Here is a 16,777-nt window from a genome sequence, read left to right on the forward strand (position 1 = left end):
ATAAATGATCAGATCTTCCGGTGCCGGAGGCGTAAAGCTTTCAACCTGCCAGGGATAATCCGTCTGTGCCGTCTGCAGTACACCGGCAATTCCAAATGTTTTTCCTGCAGGATAATCGATCAAACCAGGATATACCTGATCTGTGATGTATTTATCATCCCATGGATCGCTGGTTTTATCGGTATAAGGATCGGCAATGCGTAACTCCCCATCGACAAAATACTGGAAAATATATTCCTGCAAAGGCGTCAAACCTTCGATCTCAAGCCAGAACCGAACACTGTCGGGAGTTAATTTCATGGCAAAGCTTGAATCCACCTCCCAGTCATTAAAATCCCCGATCACAAAAACAAATTCCTTATAGGGTGCTACCAGCGACAGGACAACGGTTTCATCATCCGTATAGTTGATCCCGTCTCTTATGCCAGCCGGCATTTCCTGTACAACGGTGGGTTTTCTTACATAATAATAAAACGAATCAGCCACATATCCTGTATCATTTGTGGCTACTGCCTTGATCCAATGTTTCCCGTACAAACCTGTAATCAATGTATCCTGCAACATGTCCCCTGTATCCTGCTTCATGAGAACTCCATCATTAAACAATGAGATCATGTTGGCTTCACTGGAATTAACTTTAATGAATATGCTATCACCCGGAACCTGGATTAATGCATCCGTGGCAGGGAGCTCAAAAGAAACCTGCAGTCCTCCTTCATAAACCTCCACAAAAATATCCCCGCCGGTCTCGGTCTTACCTTCAAGATAACTACCGCCCACCTCTTCTTCACTTCGAAAGACAAATGCCATCTGCAAAATCTGCTCATTTTGAGGCACACCGTAGTATTGGCGTATATCGGGCGTGATTTCAAGCGTATACAGATCATCAGCTATCCGGGTCAGTTTGGTTTCCGGCGTGTTTTGTCCCCAGTTGCTTTTAACGTATTTCCAGTCGGAGCCACTGCTGCTTTGCGAAGTGATCACCCCGGTATGGGCGTAAACGTCGCCGGTATAACCGGCCAGTCCGCCGCTGCCTTGTGTGGCATCGAAGGTGATAAGAACGGGCTTGTCGACCTGCGGAAATGCCGGGTTGGTTATTACAACCTGAGCTTTAACGGCAAATGGCAGTAAAAAGATTAGTGCCAGAAAAGAGTAAGACAATAAGTATTTAAGCATTTTGAGTTCTTTTTTGTAATATCTTGTATTTCTTAACAAAGATACAATATAACAGATTTTCAGGATCTTAAAAAATCATAAATTTTGAATGGTTTTCAGGGACTCCATCCTACGGGATGGAGTCCCTAAAAAAAAAGGCTGCTTTTCAGCAGCCTCTTCTTTTGTATTCAGTCAATCCCTATTCTTTGATAAACCTTGCGGTCTGTACTCCATTGCCGCTATGTACGGTAATGAAGTATACTCCGTTGTTAAGGTCGCCGGTCTCAATCCTGAGTTCTTTCAGGAAAGGAACGCCGGGGATAGAGCGAACGACAGCGCCAAGGCTGTTGATCACTTGAATTTTCTCAATACCTGCCTGACCGTTAAGGCCAATGTTGATGTATGACTGGCAAGGATTCGGGTAAACAGCTTCCAGAACTTCGCCGTCAAACTCATTGATATTGGCAAGTGAGTTCCAGAGGTTGTCAACGCTCATGGCAGTGTCAACTATTACGGTACGGTTCGGATCGCCGGTCCATTCGCCATTGTCCCAGCTCGGCTCATCGTTGATCACCCGGAAATACTTGTACATATATTCCTTTGCGTTGAGCACGAGGCTTTTTGTGTAGAACATTTCGTTACCGATAATAGGTTCCATCATCAGGAAAGCCAAAGTACCCGGCTGATTCCAGTCACCGGCATAATTTGTGAAATTACCTGCCATGTATACTTTGTCGGTTGCAGGGTCGAAAACGGTTGCATTCGACATGTCAACGGTAAAGACTACACCAAAAGGTTTGTCACCAAAAACCTGGTCGAAAGTGATTTCTCCCTTTACCACAGCTTCACGGTTTGGGTCTCCGGTCCATTCACCGTTATCCCAGCTTGCTGTGCCGTCATAAATCAGGAAGTACTTGTAATGAAGTATATTTTCACCATCGGCCATTTCCCATACCAGCGTATAAATCATACCATTAGCGGTCATTTTATAGTCAGGATTGGTACCAGGCTGTTCCCAGCCACCCAGGAAATCACCGGCCATGTATACCTCGGTTGTTAGAGGGTCGAATCCGGCAATACCGGAAACGTCGACATTAAATGTTACATTATACTGGGCCATTACAAACACGGCCAGCAGAACAGATGCAAAAGAGAGTAATAATCTTTTCATAATACTTTTTTTTGGTTAATACTTGATTGTTAATAAACTATGAACTCGGTTGATTTTGATTTAATGTTATGTAGACAATGAATCCTTGAAAAAGGTTTATTCATTTTAAAAAAATGATGGTGTTAATTTCCTTTCCAGAATCAAATACAAATTTATATATAAAATATCAATGTTGTTCATGATTTTTTTAATCTGTCAGAAAATCAGCACCATCATTTTAAGCAACCTATCTTAAATATCAATATTTATTGAGCTTTGAACGAATATCTCATTCTCCGTAAATCGACCGTGATCAGGAATTCTCCGGCTGTGCCGGGCACGATGATCTCCGGTGGATCGGGGACAGATTCGGTCGGACGGTATGAAAGTGTACCGCCGGCTTCCGTGCCATCATAGGATCCCCACTGAGGCGCCCATTGTCCTGAAACCTCCAGGAACTTAAGCCCGCCTGTTGCATTCAGGGTTGTAACGAGCGTAAACTTGGTCAGGGTATCGGGGTCCTGAACAAAAGGTATACCTGCATCATTAACCCAGCCAACTGTTGAACCGGCACCTACCAGGAATAATTGACCTGAAGTAAGGATAGTCTGGTAGGTCAATCCGATGGTATCGGCTTCAATGTAATAATTACCTTCGGTTTCACCCACCGGGATTGCTGCCGGGTCGGGTACGGATTCGGTCGGACGGTAAACCAGGATTCCACTCTCCGGTGTACCGGTGGCATCCGTTCCCCACTGAGGCGCCCATTGTCCCAGAATCGAGATAAACTTGATGAATTGATCGGTTCCCGGTGTCAGATGCTCAACGATAGCGTATTTAGCAGCACCAAGATTGGTCATTTCAAGCGCGAGGAGATTATCCCATCCTATAGTTGTTGCAGAGCCCAGCAAATAGATCGATTTGGCTACTACAACGTCTTCATAAGGAGTGATGGCAAGGGTTAATACATCCGAATAAGCATCCGAATACGTTGTTTCATTGTTGATATACGACAAAACTCTGAAAGCAAAATTGGTGGGGACATCGTATGGCGCTTTCTTTTCCACCGCCAGCTTATTCATTGCCCCTTCAGTGAAGGCATAATTGGTAGTCGTGATGGTGGCAACATTTTTAACATTTTTAAAATTGCTGTCGGCTATATCCATTTGCAGGACATATTTCACGGTTTCCACATTGGTCAGGTTATACTCTGCAGCTGTCCACTGGAAAGTGGTAAGCAGGCTGTCAGCTTTCTCCTTGGTAAGAACAAAAGCAGCTCCATCCTGGGGGGTGGTGATGGCGGCCTTTTTCGTCAGCCCCATATCAAGTACCGGGTCTTTTTCTTCCTTTTTACAGGAAATCAAAACACTCAGTCCCAGGAAAAACAACAATATATATTTTACATTCTTCATGATCAGAAATAGTTTAAATGTTTAATATCCGGGATTTTGGGTCAGATTGGGGTTTGCCGTAAGGTCAGACGACGGGATAGGGAACAGGTTGTATTTGCTATCGGTTCCTGTTCCATCCTTAGCCTTTCCTTTCCATGGCCAAACATACTGACTTCCTGTAAAGTAACCGTAACGTACCAGGTCGGTTCTGCGGTGACATTCCCAGTAAAGTTCACGAGCCCTTTCATTCAGGATGAACTCCAGGTCGATGGCTCCTACCGGATCGGCGCCTGAACGGTTACGAATATCATTGATATAAGTAAGTGCTGTTCCCTGGTTACCTCCGCTACCACCTCTCAGAATTGCTTCTGCATACATCAGGTAAGCATCGGCCAGACGGAACATGGGAAAGTCGTTATCCACAAATTCCAGGCTGGAGCCCGGGCCTCCCGTCGATTTGATGTTCTTCCATTTTGTAATCGCATAGCCATCATTAAACAACCCTATATCGTTAATCTCAAGGGTTTGACCTTCTGTAAAGAACATTGCGCGGACATCGGTGTTTCCGGAGATATCATCAAATTTCCCCACAAAAGCCGAAGTAGTGCGCAAACCGCCCCATCCACCGGAAATACCATAATCGGCCGGTGTCATATCACCACCAACGGCGGCATGAACAATAAAATCGGTCCCCCCATATGTTGTGGTCATGACTCCATCGAAATTAACCGAAAAAATGATCTCACTTTTGCTGGTAAGGTCATTATCGGCCAGGAAGAGATTCCTGTAGCTGGGTGCAAGCGTGTATCCTGCATCAAATATCTTGTTGCAGTAAGTTATACACTCTGAATACCTTGGCTCACCAATGTAAACCTCTGCGTTCAGGTAAAGCTTGGCCAGCAACATCCATGCTGCAGCTTTATCGGCCCGGCCATAGTCGTTGGTTCTGGCATCTTTCAGCAACCCTTCTATGCTTTTAAGTTCTCCTTCCACGTAGAAGAACAGGTCTCTGCGTGATTTCTGCGGTGGGAAGAAAAATCCTACCTTGTCTTCTTCAGTCACAAAAGGAACATTACCAAAGAGGTCGAGGGCATGCCAGTAGCTGAGGGCACGCAGCCAACGTGCTTCGGCGCGGTAATAACCTATCTTGGTCCTTAGGTCACCGCTAACGCCTCTGTCATTGAGTTTTTCATCGGTTGTCTCCCGGATGAACTCGTTGCAAGCGGCAATCTGATAATACACACGGTAATAAAACGCCGTAATAAATACATCGGCAGCACCCCAGGTTTGCCAGTGAAAGTCCTTAATGGTCTGGTCGTTCCATCCGATCACCGCCTCATCGGTCGGTAACTCCTGATGATACCAGTATCCTCTGAGGTATTGGCCAAAACCTTCATCAATCCCGGTGATGTCACCCATCCCGGCAGGTCCCTGCTGGCCGGAAAGGGCCAGACCTGCATATAACTTGGCCATAACATAATCGTAGTTTGCCGGATCATCGAACACATTGGCAGCGGAAATCACATCCGGGTCAATGGGTTCCGTGTCCAGGTCCTTGGCACAGGAAAAACCTATCAAGATCAACCCTGCCAGTAAAATCGATTTATATATTTTATTCTTCATGATCATAATGCTTTTAGATGATTAAAACTGCAGGTTTACACCCAGAGTATAGGTTCTGGGCCTCGGGTAAATATTGTTGTCGATCCCAAGGAAGATCTCAGGATCAAGCCCCTTGTACTTCGAAATGATGAAAGCATTGTTCACCGTGAAGGTCAAACGTAGACGCAATCTGTCCTGCGCGAAATTCCTGAAATTATATCCAAGGCTGATATAATCCATCTTAAAGAACGAACCATCCTGTACATAATAATCGGACAAGTACTGCGGATTTTCAAACTCCGTGTCTTCAACCGCTGTGGAAATATTGCTCAAATATGGCCCTTCGGGACGATACAGCCTTTCATAAACGGCATTCTCTGATTCCACATTGTTGTAAACATAGTTGCCGAAATAAGCCCTTCCTGAAAAAGCCAGATCCCAGTTCTTGTAATTGAAACGGGATGAAAGCCCGAAGATGAAATCAGGATTTGGGTCCTTGTAATGATAACGGTCCTTATCGTTAATCTCACCATCACCGTTGCGGTCGACATACATACCCTGGATGGGTTTGCCATCGGCATCATATACCTGCTCATACACGAAAAATGAGAAGGCCGGATAACCAACACTATGGATCTCAACAGTGTTTCCAACACCACCAGAGATGCCGCCTACCTTATACCCTAAGTAATTCGGGTCATCGGAAGCAGTCAGCTTGGTAATCTCGTTCTTGTTATAAGTGGCATTCAATCCGATCTCCCAGGCCATCTCTTCCTTTACAATGGGGCGGGTAAAAATGGAAAACTCAACCCCGCGATTTTCCAGGTCACCGATATTGGTGAGGATCTCATTGGTCAGGTTGGTACCGGCAGGAACCGGAACTATATTCAGCAGGTCTTTGGTCTTGCGGATATAAAAGTCGATGGAGCCATAGTAACGGTTATCGGCAAATCCATAATCCAAACCGGCATTCCAGGTGGTTGTTTCCTCCCATTTGATGTTCTCATCATATCCTTCCGGACGCAATGTGCGATAGAAAATATTCCCCATCTGATAATATGCCCCTGCCCGGTTGAAAGTGTACCTGGCCAGATAAGGATAATCACCCTGATTAATATTCTGCTGACCTGTAACACCATAGCTCAGACGAAGTTTCAATTGTGAGAGCCAGTTAATATTCTTCATGAACGATTCGTCGTTGATCTTCCAGGCAAATGCCACAGATGGGAACCAGCCCTGGCGGTTATCCTTGGAGAAACGCGAGGTGTTATCGTTCCTGAGAGTAAAGGTCAGGATGTAACGGTTGGCAAAAGTATAATTGATCCTTCCGAAATAGGATAGGAGGTAATATTCGGTCGGGTCATAAACAGTATCCGTCAAGGAAGGAACTTTGTAAAAGGTGGAGTTCAGGTTGGTATTCCTGCGATAAAACCATTGCCATGAATAACCAAGCATCACATCAATATTGGAATTGATAGAAGGCAGGTCTTTCAGGTAATTGAGGTAGAACTCCAGAAGCTCATTCCTTTTCAACTGTGTGTAGGTATTGTAAATACCGCTCTTATTAACACTATCGGAATCAAGAGGCAGATATTCAAAAGCGGCCTCTGGTCCGACGATCACGCTACCATCGCTTTCCGAATAGTCGAGACCAAGGTTCAGATTTGCCCTCAAATCGGGAAGCCAGTGAAGTCTGTAATCAAACTGGGCATTTCCAACGATACGGTTGACTTCTGATTCATCTTTTCTTTGCTTGAGCATGGCCACAGGGTTGTTGGTGGCAAGGTCTACGGGATCTCCGTTAGCCTGCTCCCAGTAATAATAGCCACCGAATGCCGATGTATCTCCCATCACCGGTTTGGTTGGATCGAATTGTATCGCTGCCCCGATGGCTCCACGATCGGCAAAACGGTTCTTAATGCTCATGTAACGGCTGTTGATGTTGATCCTTAGGTGATCATCAAGCAGACTGGGATTCAGATTTAAGGAAAAAGTAGTTCTTTTCATATTATCGGTTTCCAGGATGCCGTCTTTATTGGCATAACCGATTGAGAAGCGGTAAGGCAAGTATTTTGTTGCACCGGCAGCTCCAACGAAATGATCCTGACCGAAAGCAGTATTGAAAATCTCATCCTGCCAGTCGGTATTTGCTGAACCCAGCATATCAGCCTGTTTGGGGTATTTGTCGCGTATAAGCTGTGAAAATGCCTGAGCATCGTAAACATCCACTCTTTTGGTCGGTGTATATAGAGAGAAATTCCCTTGATACTCTAAACTTATTGGGACTCCTTCTTCACCGGCAGCGGCTTTGGCTTTCTTCGTGGTTATGATGATAACCCCGTTAGAAGCCCTTGATCCATAAATAGCAGTTGCAGAAGCATCCTTCAGAACGGTCATGGTCTCAATGTCGGAAGGGTTGATGGTATTGAGCGGATTCCTCATACCGGATACCCCTTCATTATCGACCGGCACCCCATCAATTACGATCAAAGGATCGTTGATGGCCTGTAAGGAAGATCCACCCCTGATCCGGATAGTCGTTGCTTCACCCGGAGCTCCTCCCCCATCCACAACCTGCACACCGGAAACCTTACCATTGATAAGCTCTGCCGGTGATGTGATGGCTCCATAATTGAACTCCTTGGAACTGATGGCAGTAACAGACCCCGTGGCGTCGTCTTTCTTCTGAACACCATATCCGATCACCACCAGCTCATCCAAAGTAGTAGTTTCCTGTTGCAGATAAACATCAGCGGTAGTATTGGGTTGAACCAAAATCTGCCTGGTTTTGTAACCAATGAATGATACTTCCAGGGTTGCATCAGGACCAACCATGATGCTGAATTTTCCGCTGGCATCCGAAAGAGTTCCTCGCGTTGTGCCCTGCACAACAACCGATGCCCCGGGAAGTGTGGTTCCGTCATCGGCATCATACACGGTCCCTCTGACCATGCCTTCCTGCGCAAAACCTGCCGTAACTAGCAACATCAAAGGCAGGAAAAGCACCCAAAATAAGGTAAATCGTTTTGTCATAAAACCAATTTTTAGGTTAGTTAATACTTGTGCTGGATTAACCCAAAGTTATAAATTTTTTAATAAAAACATAATATTAGTTACCTAATTTTTACAACATTCTGAATAATCAGGGGCATCAACACCCAAACAGGCTTATTTACAATATTTTCCAATATCTTTGATTTAACCAAACCGGTATCCTGAATTACTATTTTAGTTGGTTTATGTTTTGTATATTTACACCTGATGGCTCCATCTCTCATTTAATAACCGTAATCTCATCAAAATGAAAAAACAAATTCTATCCGTCATCCTTTTCATTTCGATCAGCTTTCTGATCCATGGCCAAAGTTTCAAATGGCTGAATGGCAATGGTAGCAATGGCTCCGACTGGGGATACTCAGTGGCTGTGCATCCCCAGGGTTTCAGCTTTATAAGCGGATGGTTCTCCGACACCATTCAATTTGGTTCTGAGTTACTTATAAGCCAGGGTGAAACGGATATTTTTATAGCTCATTATGATTCTTCGGGGAATTTTATGTGGGTGAAGCATCTATATGGCCCCGGGACAGGAACCGGAGCCGGTCTGTGCACAGATGAACAGGGAAATGTTTTTGTAACAGGCTGGTTTACCGAATCCATGCATGTAGGAAGTGCAGTAATTGAATCCGAAGGCAGCTCTGATATTTTTACAGCCATGTATTCACATGCAGGAAACTTTGAATGGGTTAAAAGGGCCGGAGGGGAAAGCGATGATTATGGAAACCGCATTTGTTTAAATATTGAGGGCGATGTGATTGTCGCCGGAAGCTTCAGGGCAACGGCTGAGTTCAGTGGGACAAGTAAAACCAGTTGGGGTAACCGTGATATCTTCATTGCCAATTATTCACATGACGGTAATTTCCATTGGGTCAGACAGGCTGGGGGCACCGGAGAGGACCGCGCCTACGGCATTGCATCCGATCGTGAAGGACATATTGCCGTTACAGGATTTTTCACAGGTCATGCAGAATTTGGTTCTCATAATATCGTAAGTTCAGGGATCATCAGTACTTATGTTGCCTGGTGCAATCCGGCCGGAGAGTTCCTCTGGGTTAAAGCTGCCGGAGGTGGTGCCAACGATTTCGCCAGAGGCTTTGGAATCGGTATTGATCATGATATGAATATATACAACACGGGGTTCTTTTCAGGAAACCTGAACTTTACGGACCAGGATAAGCTCTCTGCAACCGGTGGTCCTTATGATTTCGACATCTACCTGTCGAAATATAATCATGAAGGCAATCTTCTCTGGATAGTGAATGAAGGAGGAAACGACCTTGACCAGGGCCTCGATCTGAGTGTAGATTCAATGGGTAATGTTTATACTACAGGATTCTTTCATCACAATGCAGAGTTCTCAGGAATGCAGGTCAGTAGTCATGGCATGGCCGATACGTATATAGGCAAATACAATTCCGAAGGACACTTACAATACATTCTCAGCGGAGGCAGCGATTTGAATGATTATGGATTTTCCATCGGGAATGATGATCACGGCAATGCCATTATAGCCGGAGCATACACGGGTTATTGTGATTTTGGAAGCCTGGCTGTACCCGGGTATGGCAATACAGATATCTTCCTGTTGAAAACCGGTCCGTCATATTCCTTTATCGATTCCAAATCCGGATTGGAGTGTATGAATGTTTTCCCAAATCCATGCACTGACTATGCACAAGTCGCTTTTACTGCGGAAAATCCCGGCCGGTACCTATTCCAGCTTAGCAATACTGCCGGAAAAGTGATTTTTGAAAAATCTCTATATTGTGTCAATCCTGGTGATTTTCTATTCAGGATCCCAACCGGAAATTATCCTGCAGGTCTGTATTACTGCCGGGTGCAGGGAAATGAAACGATATGGACAAGAGAACTGATCGTTGAACAATAAATCAGTAACTTATTTTAACTCCAGGACTAGCGGAAATCCTGGTGTAAGAATAATACTCTCCTCCAGATGATACTCTTTTCCTGAAATAACATCATAACCCCGGCTGACATCCTCCAACATCTCGCTGAATCGTTCAAGCGACAGGACTCTCTCCTTATCGCTTTTGTGCAAAATGGTCATAACCTTACCGTCATCACTGTAACGAAAAAAGACATATACACCGTCTTCCGGGGCAAACTGCATGAGCTTACCGCTTTGCACCACAGGATTGCCTTTTCTCCAGTTCAGGAGTTTTTTCAGGAAATCGCGGTTTTCAACCTGTTCCTGTGTCAATCCTTCTCCGGTGAATGCATTGATGGCATCACCCTCCCAACCACCGGGGAAATCACTGCGTATTACTCCATGCGCATCGGTACCCGGATTAGTCATGAGAATCTCCGTTCCGTAATAAATCTGCGGAATACCGCGAATAGTGAGCAACCATGCAATCCCGTTGCGGAATAAAGCCGGATCCTCCCCAACCTGGGTATAAATCCTGCTCATATCATGATTGTCGGCAAATGTCACCATGTTAAAAGGATCTGCATAAAGAAAATCGTTGGCTAGCATTTCATAAAGCTCAATCCATCCTGTGAACCAGGGATTCTCTTCATGGTTCAACGCCTTTACCAACGCTGATTGCAAAGGAAAATCAAGCAATGAAGGCAGGCAGGAAATATATCCATTGGGGTTTACTTTCCCTCGTTGCCAGTGGGCCACGAGCGCAGGGTTCACCGTCCACTCCTCCCCTGTAATGTTAAATTGAGGGTATTCATCCATGATCCTGCAGGTCCATTCTGCCATAAAATCCATGTCGGGATAAGGATAGGTATCCACCCGGATGCCGTCCAAATCTGCATATTCTATCCACCAAATAGAGTTATAAATCAGATAATCTGCCAACAGCCGGTTCCGTTGGTTCAGATCAGGCATGGTCTCTACAAACCACCCATCCGACATCCTGCGAAGATCCTCCTCCGACCGGTAAGGATCTTGTATGGCAGCCCTGCGGTGATTGGTCATCACAAACTCCCCCCCGTAATTGATCCAGTCAGCCGACGGCAAATCCTTCATCCACCAATGCCCTGAACCACAATGGTTGAAAATCATATCCATGATGACTTTAATGCTACTTTTATGAGCTTCATCAACAAGCTTCCTGTAATCCTCGTTGCTTCCATGCCGTGGATCTGTTTTGTAAAAGTCAGTTATCGAGTATCCATGATAGGAATATCGTGGTTGTTTGTTCTCCAGGAGCGGATTGATCCAGATGGCCGTAAAACCCATGTCGCGGATATAATCCAGGTGACCGGTAATACCACTGATATCCCCTCCGTGCCTGCCATCCCTGTCGGACCGGTCTACCTCATCGGGATAACCCGGAATGTTGTCGTTGGTGGCATCACCATTGGCAAAACGATCGGGGGTGATCAGGTAAATGACGTCGGAAGTGTTGAAACCCTTCCTTTCTGCAGATCCCTCTTTCCTGGAAAATAAATGGTATTTATATTTTTCAGCACTTGCACCATCTTTCTGAAAGTCAATAGTAAATGAACCGGGTCTGGCATTTGAAGAAATGCTAAGATAAATGAACATATAATGATCGTTTTCCGGTCGCACCACAGAATCGATCTTTACGCCTTTATAATTAATGACAGGTTTGTATTCACCGGCATCCTGGCCATAAACCATGATCTGGAGGCTTGGCGATTGCATCCTGGTCCACCAGAACGGGGGCTCGACTTTCAGGAAATCGTTCTGAGAGTAAGAATAACCGAATATTAACAGCAATAAAGCGAGCAAAAAGAATCTATTGGTTTTCATATTCGTATTTTACATATATTTCTAAAATATTAACCATAATAGGTACAACCTATTGTGGTTCAAGAAATTATCTCTGCCCCAATAAAAATACAACAGGTATATCAAATCGTTCCCGCCAGGCAACTTCATTATGCACGCCGCCTTCAAATTTCAGGGTTTTCCAGTTTGATTCCCCGAAGCCTTTGGAACGCATCAGGCTATCGATGATCATCTGATACGGTTCATACCAGCTATCGAGGGTTTCTGTACCGTAGTCGAAGTAAATCTTCTGCCCATTATCCACGGAAAGCCGTTCATCAAGGTATTGTACATAAGCTCTCACGAAATCGGGTGAGTTTTCCTGTATCCTGAGCGGCCAGTGGGTCGACAGGCAAGCGGCACCGCTGAATACATCCGGGTATTCCATTAGCGCATAGAGTGATATTAAGCCTCCCATGCTTGATCCTGCAATAAAAGTGCTCTCCTTTCCTGGATCCGCATTATACACCGAATCAATAAAGGGTTTTACTTCTTCCACAATAAAGCGGAGATAATCATCCCCACCCGGCTGTTCAACGGAATCCTCTTCTTCCCTGCCTGTTTGTAAACGCTTTTCGATCATCAGGTTATACGGCTTTGCAGGAGTATATTCAAGCATCCTGTCCGGAGTACACCACATGCCCACTACTATGCAATCCCTGATTTTCCCTTCACGGAGAAGACGTGACATTGTCTCATCCACCCCCCATTCCTCTCCTATATTGGCTGTAGCTGTGTCAAAAAGATTCTGACCATCGTGCATGTACAATACAGCATAGCCTTCCGGTTTTTCAGGATCATAATCCGAAGGCAGCCAGACTTCAAGGTTCCTGGCTGGTACATAATCCGATGGAAAAACCGGATATTTATCCAGCTTTCCTGTTTCATCATTTTGCTGCATCTGGCATCCGGCAAGCAACATGAGTACTATTGCCATGTACTTCATAAGCGGTTATTTATTAACCAAAATGACATATTCCCAGGGTTCCATATCCATTGCCTGAGCTTTTCCCATTATAAAATCCTCACCGGTAAATATATCCATATAATCACCGGTGTAATCTTCGCTCTTAAGCCGTATTTTATGTGATTTCGAAGAAAGGTTAAAGATACCTGCAACACGGTTCCCGTCCTTTTCCCTCATCACAGCGAAGATTGCCGTATCTGTTGTCGTCGGGATCCTGAAGTAATCCGATCCCCAGAAGCCGTTCCATAACGCAACGTTATCGTTTTTGAGTTCATTGAGGGTTTTATAAAAATCCTGGAGAGGATAATCGTTCCAATCAATAGTATCCTTATCGAAAAAGCGGAGGCGTTTGTTCAGGGCTGCCTCCTGGCCACTGTAAATCAACGGCATTCCGGGGACAATATAGGTCAGAGCGGCAAATGTTTCCGCTCCGTCACCCATTCTTTCATATTCTGTCCCATTCCAGGAGTTTTCATCGTGATTGGAAGTAAAGTACATCCTGAAAGAATTCTGAGGAAATACCGAATCGTTTTTCAGGAAATATTTATGCAGGTGCTTTGCATTCATTTTCCCTTTTGCGATCTGGTTGATGATATGGTGCATTTCCCAACCGTACGACATGCTGAATGCCGAATCATGATGTTCCGGTACCTCTGCCTCGGCCAGCATGAAAACAGGCTTCAGCTTATCAAGCTCAGGACGGGCTTCATTCCAGTAATCCACCGGTACCATTCCTGCCACATCACAGCGGAATCCATCGACATCAGCCTCCTCAATCCAGAATTTCAGGGCTCCGGTCATGTAATCACGCAATCCCTGGTTATCGTAATCCAGATCAACCACATCAGACCAGTCGAAAGGCGAAACAAAATTCCCAAGCGAATCTTTGGTATACCAGTCAGGATGCTCCTCTATCAAAGGGTTATCCCAGGCGCTGTGATTTGGCACCCAGTCGAGAATAACATACATCCCTAACTCATGCGCTTTATTTACAAGAGCCCTGAAATCATCCATGGTGCCAAATTCAGGATTGACGGCCTTATAATCTTTAACAGAATAGTAGCTGCCCAATGAGCCTTTCCGGTTCTTTTCCCCTACAGGGTGAATGGGCATAAGCCACAAGATGTCGACTCCCATTTCCTGCAGCCGTGGAAGGTGCTCTGCAAAAGCATTGAACGTACCTTCCGGTGTGAATTGCCGGACATTGACCTCATAAATGACCGCATTTTTGCTCCATTCGGGATGTACAACCTGTGAAATCTTTTCAGATTTCTTTATCTCAGGCTTAACCTTTGCCTTACAGGAATAAATAATTACCGCCGAAGCAATAATAAACAGGATCGCTATGATCCAGGGGTAATAACCGTTTAGCATACAGTGAATTTTTTTCATTGGTATTTGGTTTAATTGAACGCTTGATTTTATGTCAAAAATAATTTTTTCTATTGATTCTTTAAATCTGCGTCTGAAATCTTCAACAATATCCGGCCCGATGCAGGCGGAAGAATGATGCCTTCCCTGTTTGGTTTAATTTCCGGAGTTTTGTCGTTCAACAGATCTTTGTATACTCCTTCTGAAATATATTCCGTTAAGATGTTCTGTTCTTTTTTCCCTTTATTCAGGAAAACCAGGATTTCCTGCACCGCATCTTTCCTGGAAAATGCGAAGACATCATCAACTGCATAAATGGTCTGGTAATCGCCAAACTTCAGAACTGGGTGGTCTTTCCTGAGTTTTATCATTTTTCGATAGTGATCCAGCAGATCATGGTTCACACTAACCTTATCCGGCCTATCCCTTTGATTGCCATCAGGCAGGAAAGCCTCATCCTGGAAAACAATATCATCCCAAACCATGGGTTTACGGCAACAAGGATCTCCGGCACCCCACATACCGGCTTCATCGCCGTAATAGATCATGGGAGCTCCGGGATAAGTCATCTGGAACAAAACCATCAGCTTCAGCAGTTCATATTCTTCCGGTGAGGGTTTTCGTGTGAGGTATTCAGGATTGGAGGCTGCTTTGGTTTTATCAAAGAAATCGGGGACATTACGGAAGGAAATAACATCATCATTGGCAACCCGGCTTCCGGCGCGATGAGTGTCATGGCTGCCCAGGAGGTTTTGCATGGCAAGGGTTACCTCTGGACGGAATGCTTCCCGCAATTGCTGTAACGAGGTATCCAAACATCCTGCATCGATCCCCAAACTGTCGTTTATCAGAAAATCGCTTGCCAGGAAAGCAAAATTATAGTTCATCACTGCATCAAATTCATCGCCTTCCAGATAAGGTTTTAGCTTATCCGGAGGGTCAATCACCTCAGCAGTTAGGTAAGCTTCCGGATTGATGGACCTGACATGCTTTCTCCAATCTTTCCAGAACGGATGCGCTACACAGAATGCCACATCAAGCCTCCAGCCATCAATGCCGTCCGACGGGTCACCGTCGCCATCCGGATCCATCCATCTCCGGGTGATATCAAAAAGGTATTTTTTCGGACCCTGAACAATCCCGTTTTCATCTTCCTTCAGCTCCGGCATGTCCTTCACTCCCCACCAGCCTTCATAATCCAGCTCTGTCCCGGTGGCAGAATCGGCAAAGGAACGGATGATAAACCAGTCTTTGAATTTCGAATCCTTGCCTTTTTCCAAAACATCCTTAAAAGCGAAATGCTTATATCCCACATGGTTGAAAACCCCGTCGAAGATAATCTTCATTCCCCTGCGGTGTACTTCCCGGATTAGTTCCAGCATCAGTTTATCAGCGCTTGTCCATTTCCAGGAAGAAGGATCATCGGGAATTTCCCGGGCCATGAGCTGCCTGTCGCCCGTAGGGTCAGGACCAAAAGTAGGTTCGATATGATGATAGGAAGTAATATCATATTTATGGTGGGAAGGACTGACAAATACAGGATTCAGGTAAATAGCGTCGATTCCGAGATCAGAAAGGTAATCAAGCTTGTTGATTATCCCCTGCAGATCTCCTCCATACCTGCGGCGGGTAATGTTGTACCAGATATCTTTTCCGTTCGCCATTTCCCAGGATTGAGGCTCATACCAATCGGAATCCCAGGGGTGTATTTCCCAGGGGCCGGATGTATCATGAGGCCAACACCCTTCCTGATCGGTTATCTTCGGGTCATTGCCAGGTTCCCCGTTTCGGAAACGCTCGGGAAAGATCTGGTACCAAACCGCTCCCTTCGACCATTCAGGAACACCGGTCAGTTCCTCCCCGGGAATCGAAGGCTTGTCACAAACAATAATTACCATAGTTAATACACTTATAAAAAAAATATTAACAGCCTTTAATCCCGGGTTTTTCATAAAATAAATCTTAACATTATTGTGAACCAAATACCGTCGTAGATTGTAAAGTTGCTAATTATTAATATGATATGCTCTGAACCATATTAACAAAACGCTTTGGATAATGGCGCAGCCCGGTTCCGTGACGATATTGCGGTATAAAAATAGTTAATAAATAAACTTTACATGCCGGGATTTTTTTTATATTTTTCGGTTCAAATCCAAAATCGGGCAAGAAGCCTTTCAATCCGAAGACAACTAAGAATTGAGGTTGATGTACGCGTTTTTTCGGAACCTGGTTCCGGATGTGTTGTACAATAATTTAAATGAGTATCGGGAATGATTAATATCAAGTTACCTTCTCTATGGTTGCAGGCTGCA

10 protein-coding genes are annotated in these 16,777 nt (G+C 44.9%); 1 reads left to right on the top strand and 9 read right to left on the bottom strand.

Going from position 1 to position 16,777, the window contains the following annotated elements:
- The 5 genes from KKA81_05610 to KKA81_05630 form a co-directional block, all read right to left on the bottom strand.
- On the bottom strand, positions 1-1,176 hold a 1,176-nt coding region (locus KKA81_05610; protein ID MBU2650391.1), incomplete at its 3' end, for an alpha-amylase.
- 178 nt (positions 1,177-1,354) lie between these two features.
- Positions 1,355-2,326: a T9SS type A sorting domain-containing protein gene (locus KKA81_05615; protein ID MBU2650392.1), complete on the bottom strand. Its 972-nt coding sequence runs from the start codon at positions 2,324-2,326 to the stop codon at positions 1,355-1,357.
- Positions 2,327-2,571: 245 nt separating this feature from the next.
- Entirely contained in the window at positions 2,572-3,717 is a 1,146-nt protein-coding gene (locus tag KKA81_05620) for a SusE domain-containing protein (protein ID MBU2650393.1), read from the bottom strand.
- 21 nt (positions 3,718-3,738) lie between these two features.
- Positions 3,739-5,325, bottom strand: a complete 1,587-nt coding sequence (locus KKA81_05625; protein ID MBU2650394.1) for a RagB/SusD family nutrient uptake outer membrane protein — start codon at positions 5,323-5,325, stop codon at positions 3,739-3,741.
- 15 nt (positions 5,326-5,340) lie between these two features.
- Positions 5,341-8,331, bottom strand: coding sequence for a TonB-dependent receptor (locus KKA81_05630; GenBank protein MBU2650395.1), 2,991 nt, complete (start codon positions 8,329-8,331; stop codon positions 5,341-5,343).
- 268 nt (positions 8,332-8,599) lie between these two features.
- Here KKA81_05630 and KKA81_05635 point away from each other — a divergent pair, with 268 nt between their 5' ends.
- Positions 8,600-10,243 (top strand): T9SS type A sorting domain-containing protein, encoded by a 1,644-nt coding sequence (locus tag KKA81_05635; GenBank protein MBU2650396.1) that lies wholly within the window; start codon positions 8,600-8,602, stop codon positions 10,241-10,243.
- A gap of 9 nt (positions 10,244-10,252) precedes the next feature.
- Here the strand turns inward: KKA81_05635 and KKA81_05640 are convergent, their stop codons facing one another.
- The 4 genes from KKA81_05640 to KKA81_05655 all read right to left on the bottom strand — a co-directional run bounded on the left by KKA81_05640 (position 10,253) and on the right by KKA81_05655 (position 16,360).
- Positions 10,253-12,106 (bottom strand): glycoside hydrolase family 13 protein, encoded by a 1,854-nt coding sequence (locus tag KKA81_05640; protein MBU2650397.1) that lies wholly within the window; start codon positions 12,104-12,106, stop codon positions 10,253-10,255.
- A 67-nt stretch (positions 12,107-12,173) separates the two neighbouring features.
- Entirely contained in the window at positions 12,174-13,070 is an 897-nt protein-coding gene (locus KKA81_05645; GenBank protein ID MBU2650398.1) for an alpha/beta hydrolase, read from the bottom strand.
- A 6-nt stretch (positions 13,071-13,076) separates the two neighbouring features.
- Entirely contained in the window at positions 13,077-14,465 is a 1,389-nt protein-coding gene (locus KKA81_05650) for an alpha-amylase (protein ID MBU2650399.1), read from the bottom strand.
- Between the two features lie 68 nt (positions 14,466-14,533).
- Complete coding sequence (locus KKA81_05655; protein MBU2650400.1) at positions 14,534-16,360, bottom strand: glycoside hydrolase family 13 protein; 1,827 nt, start codon at positions 16,358-16,360, stop codon at positions 14,534-14,536.
- Positions 16,361-16,777: the final 417 nt, after the last annotated feature.

Source organism: Bacteroidota bacterium (assembly GCA_018831055.1).
Lineage (GTDB): Bacteria > Bacteroidota > Bacteroidia > Bacteroidales > B18-G4 > M55B132.